Origin of the sequence: Nevskia sp. (genome assembly GCF_023266035.1) — a bacterium.
Lineage (GTDB): Bacteria > Pseudomonadota > Gammaproteobacteria > Nevskiales > Nevskiaceae > Nevskia.
This window is the reverse complement of record NZ_JAHFRY010000013.1, coordinates 1-19719: the sequence shown is the minus strand read 5'-3', so window position 1 is coordinate 19719 and position 19719 is coordinate 1. Positions and strand designations below refer to the sequence as shown.

The following is a 19719-nucleotide window of genomic DNA, read 5'->3' as shown; positions in this document are numbered from 1 at the left end:
AACGCGACACGAACGCGGCGTGTGCGTCCGATAACTGCGGATGCTGGCGGCGGATACGCCCGGCCAGCTCATCGAACGAGGCATAGCTGCGTTCGCGCGGTGTTTCGCGCAGTTCGTCCAGCCAGTGCAGGAAGCGTTTCGGTGCCAATGCCGCCGGCATGTCCGGCAGGGTGATGCCGTCGAGCAGCACCAGCTTCTCGACTCGCGTCGGCCTCAGGCCCGCATACAGGCTGACGATCTGCGAACCCATGCTGTGGCCGGCCAGGCGCAGCGGCGCATCCGGCGAGTAGTGATTAACGATGGCATCGAGATCGGCCACGTAATCGTGAAACCAATAGCCTTCCTGCGGCCACTCGGTGTGGCCGAAGCCGCGCCAGTCCGGAGCGATTACCTGCCAGCGGTCGAGCAGCGGCGTGACCAGTGGCTCGAAGGTGGCCGATACATCGAGAAAGCCGTGGCCGAGGAACAGCAGCGGCAGGCGCGCATCGCCCCAGCGTCGCAGGTGATAGCGCAGGCCGCGGACGCGCAGGAATTCGGAGCGGCTGGTCAGGTTCAGCGAGGTCATGCGCGATTATCGCAGCCGGATGCGTGGCGCGGGCTGGGATGCGATCCGGCCACTGACAAACCCTGCGATGACGGACCTGTCCGTCGCGTCAGCGCGGCACAAGTTATGCTTCCGTCAGCCAGCGGCCGAGCATGCGTCGTCAATTCACAAGAACAGGCCCGCACACAGCCATGACCTACTGCGTCGCGATCAAAGTCAACGACGGCCTCGTATTCGCCGCCGATACCCGTACTGCTGCTGGCGTCGATGACGTGCGCACGTACAACAAGCTGCATGTGCTCGAAGTACCCGGGGAGCGCGTGTTCGTGATTCTCTCTGCCGGCAATCTGGCGACCACGCAGTACGTGCTCGCCTATGCCCGGCGCGAGATGAACGACCCGAGCTGCAAGGTGTCGCTGCGCACCGTGCGCCACATGTTCGACGCTGCCGACTACCTCGGCCAGCTGTCGGTACGCGCGCAGAAGCAGAGCGCGGAATCAGGCATGAATGTCAACGTCGAAACGACCTTGATTCTCGGCGGCCAGATCATGGGAGAGGATCCCGCGATCTATCTGATCTATCCGCTCGGCAATTGCATCGCCGCGAGCCCGGAAATGCCGTTCCTGCAGATCGGCGAGATCAAGTACGGCAAGCCGATCCTCGATCGCTTCGTCCGGCCCGGTGCCAAGCTTGAAGACGCTGCGCGCTGCGCGCTGGTGTCGCTGGATTCGACGATGCGTTCGAACATCTCGGTCGGTCCGCCAGTCGATGTCGCGATCATGGAACGCGATCGCCTGTCGATCACCCATTCGTTCCGGCTCGACTACGACACGCCGTACTACGCCGCGCTCAAGGAAACCTGGGCGCGTCAGCTCGAGAACGCGGTGCGCTCGCTGCCGAAGTTCGACTGGGAAGTGCAGCAATCGCTGGCCTTGTCGATGCAGCATCAGCAGGCGGCACAGGCGCCGATGTCGCAGCAGGCGCACCAGTCGACGCCGACCTGGCCATCGCAGCAGGGCCCGAACGGAGCCTGGCTGATGTCATCGGCGCCTGCAGGCTCCGGCCAGAACAGCAGCCAGTCCCAGAATCGCGGCAGCGATCGCGATTTGCCGGCCGACAACGACGACGGCAACGGCTACAGCGGCGGTTGAAACGAAAAGGCCGGCCGCAATCGCGGCCGGCCTTTTCCCATTTCGCTGTCGGACGACTAGCTGCCAGACTGACTGAAGTAGGCGTCCGCCAGTGCGGTGTGCAGATCGTTCAGGCCGATCTGGATTTCGTCCATCAGATCCGGTACGCCCATCGCGGTTTTCATCAGACCCTCGATGTTTGCATCGCGCACCAGGCCACGGGTGCGGTCGATCGTACGCTCGATGCTCCGGCTGTTCGGCAGGTGCGGCAGGGTCGAGGCGATGTTGTCGAGACAGAACATCGCACTGCGCGGGAAATCCCGGTTCTGCAGCAGGAAGCGGACCACGCCGTTGCCGTTGACGCGGGTGCGCAGATGGCGGCGATACATCTGGTAAGCGGTGAGCGAGCGCAGCACGCTCATCCAGACGATGTTCTCGAACGGGGTCAGATCGAGCTTGTCGTCGTTCTGGTTCAGACGCAGCGTGCGCACATCGAGGATGCGCGTGGTCATGTCGGCCTGTTCGATGTTGGTGCCGATGCGCAGGAACTGGAAGCCGACGTCGCGGCTCATGTTGGTGGTCAGCACGCTGTAGACCAGCAGCGCGCCGCTGATCACCTGCTGCACGAAGGCCTGCCGGGCGGTGCGCAGGATCGATGATTCGCCGCGCTCCTGAACGTAGAAGTAGATGTCGTTCAGGCGTTCCCAGGTGTCGCGCGGCATGGTGTCGCGCGACACGCGAAGAATCTCGCGGGCATTGTTCAGCGAGCTGACGATCGAGCCCGGATTGCGCGGATCGATCATCAGGAAGCGGACCACGTTCTCCTCGGTCGCTTCGTCGTACAGCTCCTTGAAGGCCGCCTCGGCCCCGGTGATCTCGATCAGCGGCGCCCAGCCCAGCGGCATGCGCCGCGGCAGGTCGAGCATCAGGTTGGCGTTGACGTTGATCAGGCGTGCGGTGTTCTCGGCACGCTGCACATAGCGGCCAAACCAGTACAGATTTTCTGCAACACGGGACAGCATCAGAGAGTCCCCTCCTGCGATTGCGATTGAGTCTGTGCGGCAGCGGCAGGCGAGGTCACGACGCCTGGCGTGTCGTCGTCGATATCGACGATCCAGGTGTCTTTCGAGCCGCCACCCTGCGAGGAATTGACGATCAGCGAGCCCTTGACCAGTGCCACGCGGGTGAGGCCGCCGGTGGTCACATAGGTGCTTTCGCCGCGGCTCAGGATGAACGGCCGGAGATCGAGGTGACGCGGTTCGATCTCGTCGTCGCAGATGGTCGGCGCGGTCGACAGGCTCAAGGTGGGCTGGGCCATGTAGTTGCGCGGATTGCCTTCGATCAGCGCCTTGAACTTGGCATGTTCTTCCTTGCCTACGCGCGGGCCGATCATCATGCCGTAGCCGCCGGATTCATTGGCCGGCTTGACCACCAGCTTGTCGAGATTGGCGATCACGTAGTCGCGCTGCTTCTTGTCGAAGCAGAGGTAGCTCGGCACGTTCGGCAGGATCGCGTCCTCGCCGAGGTAGTACTTGATCATCTGCGGCACATAGGCGTAGACGACCTTGTCGTCGGCAACACCGGCGCCCGGCGCATTGGCGAGGCCGACCTTGCCCGCGATCCAGGCCCGCATCAGGCCCTTGGCGCCGAGGATCGAGTCCGGATTGAAGACGTCGGGATCGAGAAACAGATCGTCGATGCGGCGATAGATGACGTCGACCCGCTTCGGGCCGTCGATGGTGCGCATGTAGACGCAGTCGTCATCGCCGACGGTGAGATCGGAACCCTCGACCAGTTCCACGCCCATCTGCTGCGCGAGGTAGGCGTGTTCGAAGTAGGCAGAGTTGTAGATGCCCGGCGTCAGCAGCACCACGTTCGGCGCGTCGCCAGGCCGCGGGCTGATTGCCACCAGGGTGTCGTAGAGCTGGGCGGCGTAATCGTCGACCGGCAGGATGTTGGTGGTCTGGAACAGCTCGGGCCAGATGCGTTTGATGACGCCGCGGTTCTCCAGCATGTAGGAGACGCCGGAGGGCACACGGAGGTTGTCTTCGAGCACGTAGAGCGTGCCGTCGCCATCGCGGACCAGATCCGAGCCGCAGATATGCGCCCAGATGCCGTGCTTGGGCTTCACGCCGACACATTGCTTCCGGAAGTTCACCGACTCGGCGAGGATCTCGGCCGGGAAGATGCCGTCCTTGACGATCTGCTGCTTGCCGTAGACATCCTGGATGAAGTGGTTGAGCGCGTCGACGCGCTGCTTGAGCCCCTTCTCCGTCGTTTCCCATTCCTTCTTCGGGATCACCCGGGGAATGATGTCGAAGGGCCAGGCTCGATCAACGTTCTTGCCCTCCGAGTACACCGTGAAAGTGATGCCCATGACCTTGATCGCCAGATCCGCTGCCAGACGCCGGTCGGCGAGGTCACGCGGGGACAGGCTCTGCAGGTATTCGACGAGGCTGCGGGCGGCGGGGCGCGGGGCTCCCGAGGCGGCAAACAGTTCGTCGTAGGCGGCATCGCAGCGGTAATTTCGCCAATCGAAAGCCATTCTGATTCCAGTTTTATACAAGTTGGCGGCGGACGATCCCGGCTACCGCGGCCGGAACGTTGATATTGCAGGGTTTGGTCTCTAACCTAGCAGCACGTCCAAGCAAAACATAGGCCACGCACCTTACTTCGGTTCGCGTTGGCCTGACAGGTAACAACTCCTCACTAATGACTCGCTCCCGCCCTGCCCTCGAACTGAAGGGCCGCATGTTGCCGATCACGCGTGTGCGGGTGCTGGTAGCCGATAGCGCCGCGATCCGGATACAGCTCGCTGAAATGGTTCGCCAGATGCCGCAGGCCGTCAAAGGCATGGCCGTGGTGATCGACAGCGACATCGCCGCCGATCTCGATGCCCTGCTCGCCGCCCTGCGCGAAGTCGGCATCCAGCCGCTCGCGGTATCCGAAGGTCCGCTGGCCGATGCCGCGCGCGCCGCCGGCCTGCCGGTGGTGTCCAGGGACAGCGGCAAGAGCGCGGCCGCACCGGCACCAGCTCCGGTTGCCGCGCCCCTGCCCGTCGCTGCTGGACGGCGGCCGGCGCGGGTGGTCGACGAGCCGGTGCGTTCCGGTCAGCAGATTTACGCCGAAGGCTGCGATCTGATCGTGCTGAATACCGTCAGCCCGGGTGCGGAAGTGATCGCCGACGGCTGCATCCACGTCTACGGCAAGCTGGCCGGCCGTGCGCTGGCGGGTGTGAAGGGTGACGAGTCCGCCCGAGTGTTCTGCCGCAAGCTCGACGCCGAGTTGATCGCGATCGCCGGCATCTATGCGGTGGCCGAGCAGATCAAGGCGGGGCCGGTCAACGAGCCGGCGCAGGCCTGGCTGGTCGACGGGCGCTTGAAGGTCGAGGCACACAAAATTTAGGCTTTGGCGTCGACGGCTTAGCGCCGCACGCCAGCGCATCGTTCACGCGGCATCCGGAAAGCGGGTGCCATACATATCGGGGAGTACCGTTGGCCAAGATCATCGTAGTCACTTCGGGCAAGGGCGGCGTCGGCAAGACGACCACCAGCGCCTCGTTCGCCACCGGCCTTGCGCTGCGCGGCAAGAAGACCGCCGTCATCGATTTCGATGTCGGCCTGCGCAACCTCGACCTGATCATGGGTTGCGAACGTCGGGTGGTTTACGACTTCGTCAACGTGATCAACAAGGAAGCGACGCTGAAGCAGGCGCTGATCCGCGACAAGAACGTCGAGAACCTGCACATCCTCGCGGCCAGCCAGACGCGCGACAAGGACGCGCTGACCGAAGAAGGCGTGGAGCGCGTGCTGACCGAACTCGCCCAGGACTTCGACTACATCATCTGCGACTCGCCAGCGGGCATCGAACGCGGCGCCTTCCTGGCGATGTACTACGCCGACGAAGCACTGGTGGTCACCAATCCGGAAGTGTCGAGCGTGCGCGATTCCGACCGCGTGCTCGGCATCCTGGCCTCGAAGTCGCGGCGCGCCGAGAAGGGCGACCTGCGGGTCAAGGAGCATCTGGTGCTGACTCGCTACAACCCGACCCGAGTCGCCAAGGGCGAGATGCTCAGCGTCGACGACGTCAAGGAAATCCTCGCCATTCCGCTGCTCGGCATCATCCCGGAATCGCCGACCGTGCTGACCAGCTCGAACTCCGGCGAGCCGGTGATCAAGGACGGGCTCAGCGAAGCCGGTCAGGCCTATACCGATCTGGTGGCGCGCTTCCTCGGCGAAGAGCGACCGATGCGTTTCATGACGGAGCAGAAGAAAGGCTTCATGGCCAAACTGTTCGGAGGCTGATCATGGATTGGCTGAAGATTTTCAGAACCGAGAAGAAGAACAGCGCCCAGACGGCGAAAGATCGCCTGATGGTCGCTGTGGCCTACCAGCGCGAAGGCCGCATGAACGGCCCGAACTACCTGCCGCAGATGCGCGAGGAAATCCTCGCCGTGGTGCGCAAGTACATCCGGGTGCCGGACGATTCCGTGCATTTCAACGTTCAGCGCGAGGATGGCCTCGAAGTGCTGGAGCTGAACATCACGCTGCCGGAAGACGCGCCGCGCTGATCCCTGATCGTGGGCGTGGCCCTCGGCTGTCGTCACCGCCCAGAAACTGGGCGCCACCCGAAATTCGCCAGAGTCGGAATACGCCCTTTCGGCTATTTCGACCTGCGCGGTCTCACAGTGCCGCCTGCGATTGCAGCGCTTTGAACGGTGGCAAGACCATTGCCGGGTTTTCTCGCGATGCTTCCGCGATCAGCCAGGATCGGAAAGCGGCGACTTCGGCTCGCTTCATCGCCGTGCTCGACACGACTGCGTAGTAGGCCATGTCCAGGGGCATGGCAATCTGAAAGGCGACGGCAAGCTTGTGATCGGCCAGCTCTGCGGCGGCAAGCCGCGGTGCCGCCAGGACCACGCCGAGGCCATCAGTCGCGGCTTCAAGGGCGAGCCTAGAGTGGTCGAACCTGACCCCATGCCGAGGATCGATGTCCGTGATGCCGGCCATCCTCAACCAGCGAGCCCATATCGAGCGAGAGCGGTCGGCATTGCGGCCATCGCCATGCAGCAGTGTTTGATGACTGAGGTCCGATGGAACTAGCAGCGGCGGAGGCCCGGCGATCAGCCGCGGATCGCACATCGGCACCACTTCGACCGCGAACAGCAGGTCGACCAGCTCTCCCGACGGCCTGTCGCTGCTGAATCGGATATCGATATCGATGTCCGGCAGGTGTCCCGCCGAGTGCCTGGTCGGATGCGTCGACGAACCGCCGACCAGCAGCTCGCCGCTGGCAACGACGCGGACGTCGATCTCCACGTGCGCCTGCAGAAATCCTTGCAGGCGCGGCATCAGCCAGCGCGACACAAAGGTCGGTGTGCCGCCGATGGTCAGCAGCGGGGTCTGTCCGTAGCGCCGCAACTCGGAGACTGCTTGCCCAAGCATCTCGAAACCCTGCTGGAAATGCGGTAGCACCGTTAGCGCCACATCGGTGAGCTCGATGCCGCGGTTGCGTCGCTCGAACAGCGCGAAGCCGAGCTGCTGCTCGAGCAGCTTGATCTGGTGACTGACCGCTGCCGGCGTCACGAACAGCTCCTCGGCCGCCTTCCGGAAGCTCTGGTGTCGCGCGACCGCCTCGAAGGCACGCAGGGCGTTCAGCGGAGGAAGGCGTGGACTGGTCATTGCTGATTCGAGCGTTGATCGACGGAACCGGCTACTGCGGAAGCGCATCGCGTAGTGGGAACTGACCACACCGGACCGGTGTTGTGCCAGCTCCCGGCACCGTCAATGCCAAGCTGCCCGACAGGCCGCAGCAGCTTGTGGATGGCATCGGCGACGACCATGCGTCGCCGCATAAGCCACCGCCATCGTTAAGATTTTCTAACCGAGCAGGTGAATTAATCTAGGTTGTTGCAGTGCAGCATAGCACGTATAAATTGGCCTACATCACGGCCCGGAGGCTCTTCATGGATTCCTTCACAGCATTCGTCGAAACCCTTGTTCTCAGTGCCAGCGGCTTGGCGCTCGCGTCAACTGCGGTCTTTGCCGTGTTCGACACGGTCACGGATACCCGGATCGCCGAGTCGGCGCGCTCCAACATCCTCGGCGTCACCGGCATGCCCCGTGATGAGCTTGCGGCGATGTTCCGTCGCGATGGCTTGTTCGGCCGCGATTCTCAGCTCACGCCTGCCGAGCAGGCCGTGGTCCAGGCCGCGTTGCCGAGAATTGTCGGTCTGAAGCCCCTCGCCATTGCCAGCAGCAAAACGCCGCTACTCGCCGCACTGGCCGACTACGTGTCGACCTTGGTTGTCGCCGGGCCTGCGGTCAGCGAACGGCAGCGCTTGGAGACCGCCGGCCTCAGCGAGGCCGCGATCAATGAGGTCGCCACCGTCGTCGACAACGTCCGCGTCGTGTTTCAGCCGACACCGCAGGTGGTGGTGGCCGAACCGCCGGCGATCCGCTACCAACGGGCTGCCTAGCGCATCTCAGGTCGGGACAGCACCAGACCGTATTGCAAGCTTTGCACAACGACTCCTCCAGAAAGGCCTCGCGCCTTTCTCGCACCTTGCCCCCTGCTTCAGGGGGCTTTTTTTGGTGTTGCTAGGTGCCAATCTGGACCACTCAGGAGCAAATATAGGCCGAAGTAGTCTACCGGCTAGTCCGACTTGCGCGCTCTACGCAGGCCGGCGCTATTCGGCGTCGGACATCAGCGCTGCCAGTGCCTGGGTATCGCCGGTTTCGAGCAGGTTCATCGCGTGTGCCCGCAGCGCACGCACGTTGGACTCGATGATGATCCGCTTCACTTCGAGCACGCTGGCGGGATGCATCGAGAATTCGGTCAAGCCCAGGCCCAGCAGCAGCCGCGTGTAGCGCGGATCGCCGGCCATCTCGCCGCACATCGCCACCGGAATGCGGCCGCGATCACCGGCTTCGATGGTCATCCGGATCAGCCGCAGCACGGCCGGATGCAGCGGGTCGTACAGGTAGTTGACCTCGTCATCGACTCGGTCGATCGCCAGGGTGTACTGGATCAGATCGTTGGTGCCGATCGAGAAGAAGCTGCACTGCTTGGCCAGCCACTGCGCTGCGAGCGCCGCGGCCGGTACTTCGATCATCGCGCCGACCGGCACGTGCCTGGCCATGACAGCACCCTCGCGTTCCAGCTGCTCGCGGGTCGCATCGATGAAGCTCTTTGCCTGCCGGTACTCGGCCACACTCGAAATCATCGGCAGCATGATGTGCAGGTCGCCGTGCGCCGAGGCCCGCAGCAGCGCCCGCACCTGAGTGCGGAACAGCTCCGGCTCCTTCAGGCACAGGCGAATGGCGCGCAGGCCCAGCGCCGGATTGTTCGGCGTCGGCCCCGAACGCGAGCCGGAGTCGACCTGCTTGTCGGCGCCGAGATCGAGCGTGCGAATGGTGATCGGCCCCTTCACCGAGGCGACGACGCGGGCATAGGCCTCGTATTGCTCGTCCTCGGTCGGCAGCCCTTGCCGGTTCATGTACAGGAATTCGGTGCGATACAGGCCGACGCCTTCGGCACCGAGATCCGCCGCGTGAGTCGCGTCCTCGCTGAGCTCGATATTGGCCAGCAGCCGAATCTTGATGCCGTCACGCGAGATCGCCGGCTTGTCGCGCAGGCCGGACAGCGAGGCGCGGCGCGCCAGCTGGCCGGCGCGTTTGGTCCGGAAGAAGCTCAGTGCCTGCTCGTCGGGATCGGCCAGCGCGTGGCCGAGATCGCCATCGACGATTACCGCTTCGCCGTCCTTGAACAAGCGCCGCGCGCCGTGCAGGCCGACGATCGCCGGAATCGAATACGAGCGCGCCAGGATCGCCGTGTGCGACAGCGGGCCGCCGTACTCGGTGATGAACGCGGCGACGCCGGCTTGAGCGAGCAGGATGATGTCGGCCGGCGTGATGTCGTCGGCAACGATGATGTTCGGTTCGGCGGGAGCCTCGGCCGTTCCGCCAACCGGCAGGCTGCGCTCCTGCTTGAGCAGGATGCGCAGGATGCGCGCCGACACGTGCTGGACGTCGTCCTTGCGCGAGCGCAGATAGGCGTCGTCCATCTGCTCGAATACCGCGACCAGCACGTCGCGCTGTCGCTTCAGCGCCGCTTCGGCATTGATGCGGTTGCTGCGGATGGTCGCCACCACGGCTTCGGTCAGCGAGCGGTCATCCATCATCAGTAGATGGGTGTCGATGAACGCGGCGATCTCGCTCTGGGCGCCACCGAGGCCGGCCGGCACCTGTGCGCGTACCTGTTCGAGTTGCTCCTTGGCGCGCGCCTGTGCGGCGCAGAAGCGCGTCTCCTCGGCTTCGAGATCCGCCTCGGCGATCGTGTACTCGGGGATTTCGAGATCGCCGCCCGAAAGCTTCTGGACGCGGCCGATGGCGATGCCGCGCGAAACGCCGATGCCGTTGAGCCAGAGACTCATGGAAGCAGTGTCCAGTGGCCAATGGCCAATGGCCAGGGAAAGACAAACGCAAAGAACGGCAGCAACCCAGTGCTGCTTTTACTGGCCACCAGCCACTGACCACTAGCCACTGCTGTGCTCACGCTTCTTCTTCGAAGCGGTTGGCGATCAGCGCCACCAGTGCTTCGAGCGCCTCGACGGCGTCGTCGCCGACTGCGGTCAGCGTGATCTGGCTGCCCTGTGCGGCCGCCAGCATCATCACGCCCATGATGCTTTTGCCGCTGACCGTCTTGTCTCCCTTGGCGACCTTGATCTCGGACTGGTACTTCGCCGCCAGCGTCACCAGCTTGGCCGCCGCGCGCGCGTGCAGGCCCAGACGGTTGACGATCGATACGGTCCTTTCGGCGCTGATGCTCATGACTTCGGTTCCAGTTTCGGGACGGGCGACGGCGGCGTGCAGATCGCGACCCCGCGCTGGCCGCCTTCGACCGCGGCGCGGCACATTGCGGCGAGGTCGAGCTGCGGGTAATTGAAGATCTTCACCAGCATCGGCAGGTTGATGCCGGCTACCAGTTCGGTATTCGGTGCTTCGGACAGCCGGCTGGCGATGTTGCTGGGTGTGGAGCCATAAGCGTCGGTCAGCAGCAGCACGCCGGCGCCGGAATCCAGGCGCTCTATCATCCGCCGGCCCTGCAGCAGCAGCACATCGGTGGCCTGCACGCGGCGCACTTCGAGCACGTCGACCGACAGTGGCGGCGGGCCGATCATGTCCTGCATCGTTTCCAGCAGGTGATGGCCGAGCTTGCCGTGGGTGACCAGCAACACGCCGACCGTCATGGTGGGCATCTCATGCATTCAGCTCCCGATGTTTGACCACTACCTGTTCGAAGCGGCCCTCGAAGGCCTGACCCAGGCGCTCGGCCAGATAGACCGAGCGATGCTGGCCGCCGGTGCAGCCGATCGCCACCGTGACATAGGGGCGATCCTGGGCCTCGAAGGCCGGCAGCCAGCGCTCCAGATAGGCGCGGGTGTCGTCGAGAAACTGGCTGACCAGGCTCTGGCTCTTGAAGTAATCGACCACCGGCGCATCGCGGCCGGTCAGCGCGCGCAGGTCCGGTACCCAGTGCGGATTCGGCAGCACCCGGGCATCGAAGACGAAGTCCGCACCTTCCGGGCCGCCGTTCTTGAAGCCGAATGACAGGAACAGCAAGGACAGCCCGTGCGTGCCGGGTTCCGGCAGCCGCGCGCCAACCGCGGCCCGCAGTTCGTAGAGATTGAGATGGGTGGTGTCGAGCGGCACGTCGGCGAGATCGGCGATCGGCTTCAGCAGCCGGCGTTCGAGCCGGATCGCATCGAGCAGCGACACCTCCGGGTTCGACAGCGGATGCCGGCGCCGGGTCTCGTTGTAGCGGCGCAGGATGACGCTGTCGTCGGCAGTCAGAAACAACACGTGAACGTCGATCGCCTGGCCGCGTAGCGAATCCAGCACGGCCGGGAAGCGTTCGATTTCCAGTGGATCGCAGCGGGCATCGATGCCCAGCGCCAGCTTGCGATAGCGCGGCCCGGGATTGTCGACCGCGTGGGTCAGCAGCGGCTGCACCAAGTCGAGCGGGATGTTGTCGATGCAGTAATAACCGCGATCCTCGTACTGCTTGAGGGCCACGGTCTTGCCGGCACCGGAGAGTCCACTGACGATGACGAGGCGCATGCGTTCGGCTCAGAGAGGTTCGGTGACGATGCGCTGCGCCTGCCGCGCGACCAGATCGGCGCAGGCGTCGTAACCGGCCAGACGCAGCCGGTGATCGCGGCAGGCGGCTTCGACCAGCACCGCCAGATTGTGGCCGACCCGTCTCGGCAGGGCGACGGTCGCGACCGCGATTTCGTGCACGGTGGTCTGCGTGCGGCGCCCGAACAGGCGCTCCTCGGGCGAGGCCTCGCCGGTGGCATCGAGATCGATCACCAGATCGAGCGTCGCTTCCGCGATCAGGGCCTCGTCGCCGTACAGGCGGCGCAGATTGAGGATGCCGAGGCCGCGTACTTCGATGAAGCTTTCCAGCAGTGGCGGACAGCGGCCGATCAGCCGGGGGCCGCTCCGCTCATCTTCCAGGTGCAGGTCGATCGCGTCATCGGCAATCAGGCGATGACCGCGGGAGACCAGTTCCAGCCCGAGCTCGCTCTTGCCGGCGCCACTCGCGCCCTTCAGCCAGACCCCGAGGCCATCGACCGCCACGAACACGCCGTGCACGGTCAGCGGTGAATGGGCGCTGCTCATGGGGAGGGCGCGTATATCGCGGGATCAGGCGCTCAGCAGCGCGTAGACCGCGGCATCGTCCTTCGCGGCATGCACCTGGGCGCAGAAGTCGTCCACGGAAAACTTTTCGGCGATCGCTGCGAGGTGCTGCAAGTGTTCGCCGGTGGCGTTCTGCGGCACCAGCAGGCCGAACACCAGATCGACCGGCTGGCCGTCATGGGTGTCGTAATCGATCGGGTGCTTGAGGCGCACGAAGGCGCCGACGCTGGTCGACACGCCGGCCATGCGGCCATGCGGAATCGCCACGCCGTGGCCGAGGCCGGTGGAGCCGAGCTTCTCGCGGCCGGCGAGGCTGGCGAGGATGTCTGCCGGCGCGACGCTGGGCGCGCCCAGTGCCAGCAGACGGGCGATCTCTTCCAGCGCGCGCTTCTTGCTGGTCACTGCGACACCGACGGCGACCCGGCCCGGATTGAGAATTTCAGCAAGTTTCATGAGATTTCCGGATGTCGTGAACGAAAAAAGCCCCGCTTCGAAAAGCGGGGCTTCTCCAAGGCCCGGGTAGTGTAGCGCCGCGCTACGCAGCGCTGACCTGCCCGGCAAGAAAGCTAGTTGATGGTGTGTTTCTGGACTTCGCGAGCGTGGTGGTCGCGCAGCTTGTCCTTGAATTTCCGGGTCTGCTGATCGAGCTTGTCGATCAGGCTGTCGATCGCTGCGTACATGTCGCCATTGATCGACTCGGCATGCAGATTGGTCCCTCGAGCATGAAGCGTCGCTTCGGCCTTGTGCTGCAGTTTGTTGTCGACCGAGAGGATCACGGCGGCGTCGATCAGGTGATCGAAATGGCGCTCGACGCGCTTCAGCTTGTCGGTGACGTAAGTGCGCAGGGCCGGCGTGAGATCGAGATGATGACCGGAAATGTTCAGGTTCATACACGCAACTCCTATTCGATAATCCGTACCGGGCGCCGACCGGAATGCGGCGGCGGGCAGTACGGACAATTCACGTTGCAGGTTTCAGACCATGAAACGAAACGCGATCAGGATTCCGATCGGGGCTCAGCCGATCGGCTTGCGCTCATGCGACGGAGGGATGCGCAGCGCCTCGCGATACTTTGCGACCGTGCGACGGGCCACCTGGATGCCTTCCTTCAGCAGCATCTCGGCGAGCGTCGAATCGGACAATGGCTTGGTAGCATCTTCGGCAGCGATGAGTCGCTTGATCATGGCCTGGATGGCTGTGGCAGAGCAGGTACCTCCTTCCGTGGTCTGGACGTGACTGGAGAAGAAATACTTCAGTTCGTAAAGGCCTCTGGGCGTCAGCATGTACTTGTTTGCTGTCGCGCGCGATACCGTTGACTCGTGAATTCCCAACTGTTCGGCGACATCCCGCAGCACCAGTGGCCGCATGGCTTCTTCGCCGTAGTCGAGGAAGGCCCTCTGTTCCTCGACTATGCATTGGGCAACCTTGAGCAGGGTTTCGTTCCGCGCTTCCAGCGAATTGATGAAATAGCGCGCTTCCTGCAGGTGCTGCTTCATGGTCAATTGATCGCGCGAGGTATCGGCGCGCTTGACCATGCCTTGATAGAGCTGATTGATTCGCAGCTTCGGCGTGTGCTCCGGGTTCAGTGAGACCCGCCAGCGGCCGTTCTTCTTGCCGACGAAGACATCGGGAGCGATGTAGTCGCTTTCATGCGCTTGATACGGGCGGCCTGGGTGCGGCTGCAGCGTCTGCACCAGGGCCAGACCTTCGCGCAGCGCTTCCAGGCCCAGGCCGGTGGCCTTGATCAGCGCGGTCTCGTCGTGGCGCGCGAGCAGCGCCATCGGCGCTTCGAGGATTCTGAATGCGGCGCTCAGGCCCGGCGTCTTCGCCGGGTACTGCTGCAGTTGCAGGCGCAGACATTCCGGCAGATCGCGAGCGGCGACGCCGGATGGATCGAAGTCCTGCACCGAGCGCAGGATCTTTTCAACGCGCTCCAGCGGGATGTTCTGGCCGCCGACCAGACGATCGCGGACGCCATCCCAGTCTTCGAGGTAACCGTCGTCGTTGATCGCATCGATGATGTGCAGCGCGACTTCGGCGTCGACTTCATCGAACGGAGCAATGCTTGCCTGCCAGGTCAGATGGTCGCGCAGTGACTGCGAGCCGTGCAGATTGGCCTGCATGAAATCGTGCAGGCCGTCGTCGTCCTCGCCACTGCCGCTGCCGGCGGAACCGGCGCTGTCGTAGATGTCGCCCCAGTCGGCGTCGACCGGCATCTCTTCGGGGATGACGTTTTCGCCACCGAGTTCGATCACCGTTTCAGCAGCCGAACCGGCTTCGGCGACGGCGGCATCGCTGTCGGCCTCGGCCATCGCTTCTTCGGTGGTTTGCATTTCGAGGTCATCGCCATCGGCCTCCAGCATCACGTTCGATTCCAGCGCCTGGCGAATCTCCAGTTGCAGATCGAGGCTGGACAACTGCAACAGGCGGATCGCCTGCTGCAGGGCAGGCGTCATGGTCAGGGCCAGACCGGTGCGGAGCGACAGCGACTGCTTCATGCGGTTTTTTTCAAGAATTCCAGTGTTGGCATTCTACTTGCTCAGAATTCATTGCGATGGGCTATAGTCGAAAAGTAAATCAGCCCAACAAGCGCTGATTTCGGGCTTTTCGCCCGCGCCCAGCCGCCCTCAGAGGCGGAACTGCTCGCCTAGATAGACCTTCCGCACCGTCTCGTTTTCCATCAGCTGATCTGGCGTGCCTTCGGCAATGACCTTGCCGCCAGCCAGGATGTAGCCACGCGTGCAGATGCCCAGCGTTTCGCGCACGTTGTGATCGGTGATCAGCACGCCGATGCCGCGCTCGGACAGATGACGGACGATGCCCTGGATGTCGATCACGGCGATCGGATCAACGCCCGCGAATGGCTCATCAAGCAGCACGAAGCGCGGATTCGCCGCCAGTGCGCGGGCGATTTCGGCGCGCCGCCGCTCACCACCGGACAGCGACATGCCCAAGCCTTCGCGGACATGGCTGATGTGCAGTTCTTCGAGCAGCCGTTCCAGTTCTTGCAGGCGAGCCGCCTTGTCGAGGTCCTCGCGCAGTTCGAGGATCGCCATCACGTTGTCGGCAACCGACAGCTTGCGGAACACCGAGGCTTCCTGCGGCAGGTAGCCGATGCCGGCCTTGGCGCGTGCATGCATCGGCAGTTTGGTGATGTCGCGGCCATCGAGTTCGATGGTGCCGGCATCGGCTGGCACCAGGCCGACGACCATGTAGAACGAGGTGGTCTTGCCGGCGCCGTTCGGGCCGAGCAGACCGACGATCTCGCCGGCGCGCACGTTTAGTGATACGCCGTCGACCACAGTGCGCTTCTTGTAGCGCTTGACCAGATCGCGTGCCTGCAGCACCGAACGCGGCTGCTCGCTGCTCGCTGCGGCGCTCACTTCGGGCCCCCGTCGGCGGGTGTCGCCAGTGCCGGCGCCGGCGCCGGAGCAGGGTCGTTGGACGCCGGCTGGATGATGATCTTGACTTGGCCGCCATCGCCGCCCGAAGCCTGGATGCGGCGTTCCCTGACGTCGTACTTGATGGTGTCGCCGGTGATTTCGTCGGTGCCGCGCAGCACGTAGGCATCGGACAGCAGATCGAGCACGCCGCTGCGCGAGTCGTAGTTCAGCGTCTTCGCACGAGCGGCGACGGCCGGATTTTCGGTGCCGTTGCCAGCGTGGTTCATCCGCGCCGGACCGCCGGTGATTTTGGCTTCGTACTGGCCACCCGGATACTGCTTCAGCTCCACGCGATCGCCTTCGAGCTTCAAGGTGTCCGAGGTCAGCACGACATTGCCGGTGTAGACCGCCGAATTGCCCTGCACCAGTTCGGCCTTGTCCGATGTCAGCGTGACCGGGCCGGTCGGCTTCAGGTCCGAGCCTTTCGGCAGCTTGACCAGTTCGGCCTTGTCGACCGAGGGTCCTTTCGGCGCCGACGGCGCAGCCTGAGCGTTGCCGGCCAGCAGCAGCGCGGCGAGCAAGCAGCAGGCGCAGGGCCAGATCGGGAGCGGGGCCAGTTCAGCGATTGACTTCATAGCGCATCTTCACGTTGTTGAGCAGGTGCAGGTCCTGCTGTGCCCAATTGGCAGTCATGCCGGTCGCCGTGCCCTTGCGCGTGCGGCTGTCGGCGTTCACGTCGACGTCGGAGCTCAGCAGATGAGCGTCCGGATCGATCTTCATGGTTGGCGAGCGCACGACCACCGCCTCGCCATTGTCCGGCCATTGACCGTTGGCGATCACCTCACCGGACAGGGTCATCACCCGGCTGGCCGGCGCGAGGCTGCCGGTAGGCGAGGTGATGTGCCACGGCGTCTTGGTGCCGGACAGCACGTCCACCACCAGGGTCGTCGCCTGTGCCGATTCGTCGTCGAAGTATTCGAGGTTGGCGGCGGTCGCTTTCAGCGATGGCTGGCCGTCTGCGTCGTAGCGGGTCAGTTCCGCGGCGGTCAGCGTATAGCGCGGCAGCCGGTTATCGGCTTCCGCGCTGACCACGGCGACGTCGTCGATCCGATTCAGTGTGTAGAGCAGGCCGGCGAGTGCGGCAACCGCGATGGCGGCAACAGCAACCCGGGTCATGCCGGCGCTCCGCTTGCAGCGGTAGCTTGGGCGTTCAGGATCAGATCGGCGGCATCGCGGACGGCGCCATTGCCGCCAGTCAGGCGGCTGGCCCAGTGAGCAACGGCGAGCACTTTCGGATGGGCGTCGGCAACGGTCATTGCCAGGCCGGCGCGCTGCATCAGCGGCAGATCCGGCGTGTCGTCGCCCATCATCATCAGTTGATCGTCACGAAGGCCGAGCTTGGCGAGCAGCGCTTCCCAGGCCGGAATCTTCTGCTCGACATTGAGCCAGACATGCTGGATGCCGAGGTATTCGAAGCGCGCCTGCATCGCTGCCGACGGCCGGCCGGAAATCACCGCGACTTCGATGCCGGCCTGCATCAGCAATTTCAGGCCAAGGCCGTCACGGACATGGACGGCTTTCAGCTCGCTGCCATCCGGTGCCAGATACAGCTTGCAGTCGGTCATCACGCCGTCGACGTCGAACACCGCGCAACGGATGTTGCGAGCCCGCTCGGTCAGGGTTTGCATCAGACCACGCCCGCGCGCAACAGATCATGCATGTGCAGCACGCCTTCGAGATGCCGGTTGTCGTCGAGCACCATCAACACGGTGATGCGGTGCTTTTCCATCAGATGCACGGCCTCGGCCGCCAGTTGCGACGAGCGGATCGATTTCCCGCCGCGGGTCATCACCTCGGTGATCCGGGCGCTGCGAACGTCGAGATTGGCGTCCAGCACGCGGCGCAGATCGCCGTCGGTGAACAGACCGAGTGCCTCGCCGTCGCTGTCGATCACAGCGGTCATGCCGAGGCCCTTGCGGGTCATCTCCAGCAGGGCGGTCGACAGGCTCGCGTCGGCGGGCACCTGCGGAATGCGATCGCCAGTCGCCATCAGGTCGCCGACCTTGAGCAGCAGGCGGCGGCCAAGCGTGCCGCCCGGATGGCTCAGCGCGAAATCTTCCGGCGTGAAGCCGCGGGCTTCGAGCAGCGCCACGGCCAGCGCGTCGCCCATCGCCAGGGTGGCCGTGGTGCTGGCCGTCGGCGCGAGGTTGAGCGGGCAGGCTTCCTGGGCGACCGAAACGTCGAGATGGACGTCGGCCGATTTCGCCAGAGTCGAGCCCGGACGCCCGGTCATCGACACCAGCGGAATCCCCATGCGCTTGATCAGCGGCAGGATGGTCAGCACTTCGGCGGTTTCGCCGGAATTGCTGATCGCGATCACCGCATCATCGCGGGTGATCATGCCGAGATCGCCGTGGCTGGCTTCACCGGGGTGGACGAAGAAAGCCGGTGTGCCGGTCGACGCCAGGGTGGCGGCGATCTTGCCGCCGATGTGGCCGCTCTTGCCCATGCCGGTGACGATCACCCGGCCGCGACAGGCAATCAGCAACTGGCAGGCGCGGGCAAAGCCATCGTCGATACGCGGCAGCAGCGCAGCCAGCGCATCGCGCTCGATGCCGAGTACGCGACGCGCGGTTTCCTGCAGGGCGGTGCTGTCGACCACGGGAATGATGAGTGCTGAGTCAGCCATGAGGGACGTATCGTACCCGAGCGTCCCGATGCGGTTCGCGTTCTGGACATCGCGCGCACCTGAACTTGATGAGGAAGCGGACTCTGATTCCGTCACGCAAGTGGCAGGCTTCTCTCTATAATTGCGCGCTGCGCAGCACGGCTGCCAGCAAAGTTCCGCGTCGTCGCCAGTGCTCGCGCCCTGTTTTGTTGCGAGTTTCGGTGTTTCGCACTGTTATGGGTCATGCATTCTTTTGTTGGTGCATCGCCTGCTTCATTCATCTGTTGCAAGCCTTTTCCATCTGCCGGCCCCGGAGACCGTTGTGAGCAAAGACCAGGACAAGAAGTTCATGATTTCGTTCGCCGGTGTTCTGGCGCTGCTGTTCGGAATCACGATCGGCATCATCGCGCTGGCTGCGATCATGACCCCGAAGCACGACACAGCTGATGAGTCGGAAGTGAAGAAGATCGCCGCCCGCACGGCGCCGGTCGGCACCGTGATCACCGACCCGGCGCTGCTGGTCAAGGCCAAGGCTGCCGTGAAGCGCGAGCCCTACAGCGGTGAGCAGGTCTATACGACGGTCTGCAGCGCTTGCCACAGCGGCGGTTTGCTGGGCGCGCCGAAGTCGGACGACAAGGCTGCTTGGGCCGCGCGCAAGGGCGCTGCCGGTGGTGTCGATGGTCTGACCGCTTCGGCGATCAAGGGCAAGAATTCAATGCCGGCGCGCGGCGGTAATGCCGATCTCACCGACGACGAGATCAAGGCTGCGGTCGAACACCTGCTGAAGCTTTCCGGCGCCTGAGGCTTTCTTTTAGTCGTCGCCGCTGAAGAAGCGGCATCGGAGCGATCCGGTGCCGCTTTTTTTATGCCTATCCGTTTCGTGTGAAGTCCGCTCGATTTTGGTGCAGTCGATCTTCCGCTTGACGGTGCTGCGGCCTGCCACAGCATGCGCAGTGCCCGGGTTTTCGCTGGAGAATCGATAAAAGTCAACGAAAGCATGACCTTGTCGAGAGTGGCATGGTCCATGCTTTTTCGTCGCGCTGGCCAATTTCAGCGAAAAACCCACTCGAAGGAGAGTCATGAGCAAGTACACCAAGTTGCTGTCCGTTGCGGGTCTGGCCTGCCTGCCAGGCATGGCATTCGCAGACGGCCCCACCCTCGGTTCCCTGCTGGAAGGTTCCGGCATTGCTGTGACGGGCTACACGAGTGCTTCGTACTCGACCAACCTCAACGACGGCAAGACGGCGGCGTACCGCGCCTACGACGGCAACACCGACAGCATCACCATCGA

The 19719-nt window shown here is 64.0% G+C and carries 23 protein-coding genes and 1 pseudogene; 7 read left to right on the top strand and 17 right to left on the bottom strand.

Features of this window, described 5'->3' with window-relative positions; translation table 11 throughout:
- A partial coding sequence (locus tag Q0D45_RS03025) for an alpha/beta fold hydrolase (RefSeq protein ID WP_293388322.1) occupies positions 1-565 on the bottom strand: 565 nt, incomplete at its 3' end.
- A 170-nt stretch (positions 566-735) separates the two neighbouring features.
- Between Q0D45_RS03025 and Q0D45_RS03020 the strand changes: the two are divergent.
- Positions 736-1458: pseudogene (locus tag Q0D45_RS03020) on the top strand (peptidase); the annotation flags it as partial.
- Positions 1459-1751: 293 nt separating this feature from the next.
- Here the strand turns inward: Q0D45_RS03020 and Q0D45_RS03015 are convergent.
- Both Q0D45_RS03015 and Q0D45_RS03010 read right to left on the bottom strand, forming a co-directional pair.
- Entirely contained in the window at positions 1752-2696 is a 945-nt protein-coding gene (locus tag Q0D45_RS03015; protein WP_293388316.1) for an alpha-E domain-containing protein, read from the bottom strand.
- Positions 2696-4219, bottom strand: a complete 1524-nt coding sequence (locus Q0D45_RS03010; protein WP_293388313.1) for a circularly permuted type 2 ATP-grasp protein — start codon at positions 4217-4219, stop codon at positions 2696-2698. Before Q0D45_RS03010 ends, Q0D45_RS03015 begins: the two co-directional genes overlap by 1 nt.
- Before the next feature lie 167 nt (positions 4220-4386).
- Between Q0D45_RS03010 and minC the strand changes: the two genes are divergently transcribed.
- The 3 genes from minC (at position 4387) to minE (ending at position 6244) form a co-directional block, all read left to right on the top strand.
- Positions 4387-5079 (top strand): septum site-determining protein MinC, encoded by a 693-nt coding sequence (minC, locus tag Q0D45_RS03005; RefSeq protein WP_293388310.1) that lies wholly within the window; start codon positions 4387-4389, stop codon positions 5077-5079.
- An 89-nt stretch (positions 5080-5168) separates the two neighbouring features.
- The gene (gene minD, locus Q0D45_RS03000) at positions 5169-5978 is read left to right on the top strand and encodes a septum site-determining protein MinD (RefSeq protein WP_293388307.1); all 810 of its coding nucleotides are present in this window, start codon (positions 5169-5171) and stop codon (positions 5976-5978) included.
- Positions 5979-5980: 2 nt separating this feature from the next.
- Complete coding sequence (gene minE, locus Q0D45_RS02995; protein ID WP_293388304.1) at positions 5981-6244, top strand: cell division topological specificity factor MinE; 264 nt, start codon at positions 5981-5983, stop codon at positions 6242-6244.
- 112 nt (positions 6245-6356) lie between these two features.
- On the opposite strand, the gene Q0D45_RS02990 is transcribed toward minE, so the two are convergent.
- Positions 6357-7355, bottom strand: coding sequence for a LysR family transcriptional regulator (locus Q0D45_RS02990; RefSeq protein WP_293388301.1), 999 nt, complete (start codon positions 7353-7355; stop codon positions 6357-6359).
- 284 nt (positions 7356-7639) lie between these two features.
- Here Q0D45_RS02990 and Q0D45_RS02985 point away from each other — a divergent pair, with 284 nt between their 5' ends.
- A complete protein-coding gene (locus tag Q0D45_RS02985; protein WP_293388298.1) occupies positions 7640-8152 on the top strand; it encodes a hypothetical protein in 513 nt (170 codons plus the stop codon).
- A gap of 210 nt (positions 8153-8362) precedes the next feature.
- Here Q0D45_RS02985 and ptsP read toward each other — a convergent pair whose 3' ends face one another.
- From ptsP to Q0D45_RS02920, 13 genes are all read right to left on the bottom strand, one after another.
- Entirely contained in the window at positions 8363-10108 is a 1746-nt protein-coding gene (ptsP, locus tag Q0D45_RS02980; protein WP_293388295.1) for a phosphoenolpyruvate--protein phosphotransferase, read from the bottom strand.
- 118 nt (positions 10109-10226) lie between these two features.
- Positions 10227-10505 (bottom strand): HPr family phosphocarrier protein, encoded by a 279-nt coding sequence (locus Q0D45_RS02975; protein WP_293388292.1) that lies wholly within the window; start codon positions 10503-10505, stop codon positions 10227-10229.
- Positions 10502-10933, bottom strand: a complete 432-nt coding sequence (locus tag Q0D45_RS02970; protein WP_293388290.1) for a PTS fructose transporter subunit IIA — start codon at positions 10931-10933, stop codon at positions 10502-10504. Before Q0D45_RS02970 ends, Q0D45_RS02975 begins: the two co-directional genes overlap by 4 nt.
- Before the next feature lies 1 nt (position 10934).
- Positions 10935-11795 carry an RNase adapter RapZ gene (rapZ, locus tag Q0D45_RS02965; protein ID WP_293388288.1) on the bottom strand — a complete coding sequence of 287 codons (861 nt, stop codon included), beginning with the start codon at positions 11793-11795 and terminating at the stop codon, positions 10935-10937.
- 9 nt (positions 11796-11804) lie between these two features.
- A complete protein-coding gene (locus Q0D45_RS02960; RefSeq protein ID WP_293388286.1) occupies positions 11805-12359 on the bottom strand; it encodes a hypothetical protein in 555 nt (184 codons plus the stop codon).
- A gap of 24 nt (positions 12360-12383) precedes the next feature.
- Positions 12384-12830 (bottom strand): PTS sugar transporter subunit IIA, encoded by a 447-nt coding sequence (locus Q0D45_RS02955; protein ID WP_028475278.1) that lies wholly within the window; start codon positions 12828-12830, stop codon positions 12384-12386.
- A 113-nt stretch (positions 12831-12943) separates the two neighbouring features.
- Positions 12944-13267 (bottom strand): ribosome-associated translation inhibitor RaiA, encoded by a 324-nt coding sequence (gene raiA / locus Q0D45_RS02950; protein ID WP_022976272.1) that lies wholly within the window; start codon positions 13265-13267, stop codon positions 12944-12946.
- 126 nt (positions 13268-13393) lie between these two features.
- The gene (locus Q0D45_RS02945; protein WP_293388279.1) at positions 13394-14875 is read right to left on the bottom strand and encodes an RNA polymerase factor sigma-54; all 1482 of its coding nucleotides are present in this window, start codon (positions 14873-14875) and stop codon (positions 13394-13396) included.
- Between the two features lie 129 nt (positions 14876-15004).
- Entirely contained in the window at positions 15005-15760 is a 756-nt protein-coding gene (lptB, locus tag Q0D45_RS02940; RefSeq protein WP_293388277.1) for an LPS export ABC transporter ATP-binding protein, read from the bottom strand.
- Positions 15757-16395: a lipopolysaccharide transport periplasmic protein LptA gene (gene lptA, locus Q0D45_RS02935; protein WP_293388274.1), complete on the bottom strand. Its 639-nt coding sequence runs from the start codon at positions 16393-16395 to the stop codon at positions 15757-15759. The genes lptB and lptA overlap by 4 nt, the downstream gene beginning before the upstream one ends.
- Positions 16379-16936 carry an LPS export ABC transporter periplasmic protein LptC gene (gene lptC, locus Q0D45_RS02930; RefSeq protein ID WP_293388271.1) on the bottom strand — a complete coding sequence of 186 codons (558 nt, stop codon included), beginning with the start codon at positions 16934-16936 and terminating at the stop codon, positions 16379-16381. The genes lptA and lptC overlap by 17 nt, the downstream gene beginning before the upstream one ends.
- Positions 16933-17448 carry an HAD hydrolase family protein gene (locus tag Q0D45_RS02925; RefSeq protein WP_293388267.1) on the bottom strand — a complete coding sequence of 172 codons (516 nt, stop codon included), beginning with the start codon at positions 17446-17448 and terminating at the stop codon, positions 16933-16935. Before Q0D45_RS02925 ends, lptC begins: the two co-directional genes overlap by 4 nt.
- A complete protein-coding gene (locus Q0D45_RS02920; RefSeq protein ID WP_293388264.1) occupies positions 17448-18449 on the bottom strand; it encodes a KpsF/GutQ family sugar-phosphate isomerase in 1002 nt (333 codons plus the stop codon). The genes Q0D45_RS02925 and Q0D45_RS02920 overlap by 1 nt, the downstream gene beginning before the upstream one ends.
- A gap of 301 nt (positions 18450-18750) precedes the next feature.
- Here Q0D45_RS02920 and Q0D45_RS02915 point away from each other — a divergent pair, with 301 nt between their 5' ends.
- Both Q0D45_RS02915 and Q0D45_RS02910 read left to right on the top strand, forming a co-directional pair.
- On the top strand, positions 18751-19230 hold the full coding sequence (locus Q0D45_RS02915) for a c-type cytochrome (RefSeq protein ID WP_293388261.1): 480 nt from the start codon (positions 18751-18753) through the stop codon (positions 19228-19230).
- A gap of 277 nt (positions 19231-19507) precedes the next feature.
- Positions 19508-19719 (top strand): hypothetical protein (locus tag Q0D45_RS02910; protein ID WP_293388258.1); only part of this gene is annotated, 212 nt, incomplete at its 3' end.

Excerpts from the sequence above, each read along its gene's own strand:
- Q0D45_RS03015 (WP_293388316.1), bottom strand. The coding sequence starts at position 2,696 with ATGCTGTCCCGTGTTGCAGAAAATCTGTACTGGTTTGGCCGCTATGTG.
- Q0D45_RS03010 (WP_293388313.1), bottom strand. The coding sequence starts at position 4,219 with ATGGCTTTCGATTGGCGAAATTACCGCTGCGATGCCGCCTACGACGAA.
- minC (WP_293388310.1), top strand. The coding sequence starts at position 4,387 with ATGACTCGCTCCCGCCCTGCCCTCGAACTGAAGGGCCGCATGTTGCCG.
- minE (WP_293388304.1), top strand. The coding sequence starts at position 5,981 with ATGGATTGGCTGAAGATTTTCAGAACCGAGAAGAAGAACAGCGCCCAG.
- Q0D45_RS02990 (WP_293388301.1), bottom strand. The coding sequence starts at position 7,355 with ATGACCAGTCCACGCCTTCCTCCGCTGAACGCCCTGCGTGCCTTCGAG.
- Q0D45_RS02985 (WP_293388298.1), top strand. The coding sequence starts at position 7,640 with ATGGATTCCTTCACAGCATTCGTCGAAACCCTTGTTCTCAGTGCCAGC.
- ptsP (WP_293388295.1), bottom strand. The coding sequence starts at position 10,108 with ATGAGTCTCTGGCTCAACGGCATCGGCGTTTCGCGCGGCATCGCCATC.
- Q0D45_RS02975 (WP_293388292.1), bottom strand. The coding sequence starts at position 10,505 with ATGAGCATCAGCGCCGAAAGGACCGTATCGATCGTCAACCGTCTGGGC.
- Q0D45_RS02970 (WP_293388290.1), bottom strand. The coding sequence starts at position 10,933 with ATGCCCACCATGACGGTCGGCGTGTTGCTGGTCACCCACGGCAAGCTC.
- rapZ (WP_293388288.1), bottom strand. The coding sequence starts at position 11,795 with ATGCGCCTCGTCATCGTCAGTGGACTCTCCGGTGCCGGCAAGACCGTG.
- Q0D45_RS02960 (WP_293388286.1), bottom strand. The coding sequence starts at position 12,359 with ATGAGCAGCGCCCATTCACCGCTGACCGTGCACGGCGTGTTCGTGGCG.
- Q0D45_RS02955 (WP_028475278.1), bottom strand. The coding sequence starts at position 12,830 with ATGAAACTTGCTGAAATTCTCAATCCGGGCCGGGTCGCCGTCGGTGTC.
- raiA (WP_022976272.1), bottom strand. The coding sequence starts at position 13,267 with ATGAACCTGAACATTTCCGGTCATCATCTCGATCTCACGCCGGCCCTG.
- Q0D45_RS02945 (WP_293388279.1), bottom strand. The coding sequence starts at position 14,875 with ATGAAGCAGTCGCTGTCGCTCCGCACCGGTCTGGCCCTGACCATGACG.
- lptA (WP_293388274.1), bottom strand. The coding sequence starts at position 16,395 with ATGAAGTCAATCGCTGAACTGGCCCCGCTCCCGATCTGGCCCTGCGCC.
- lptC (WP_293388271.1), bottom strand. The coding sequence starts at position 16,936 with ATGACCCGGGTTGCTGTTGCCGCCATCGCGGTTGCCGCACTCGCCGGC.
- Q0D45_RS02925 (WP_293388267.1), bottom strand. The coding sequence starts at position 17,448 with ATGCAAACCCTGACCGAGCGGGCTCGCAACATCCGTTGCGCGGTGTTC.
- Q0D45_RS02920 (WP_293388264.1), bottom strand. The coding sequence starts at position 18,449 with ATGGCTGACTCAGCACTCATCATTCCCGTGGTCGACAGCACCGCCCTG.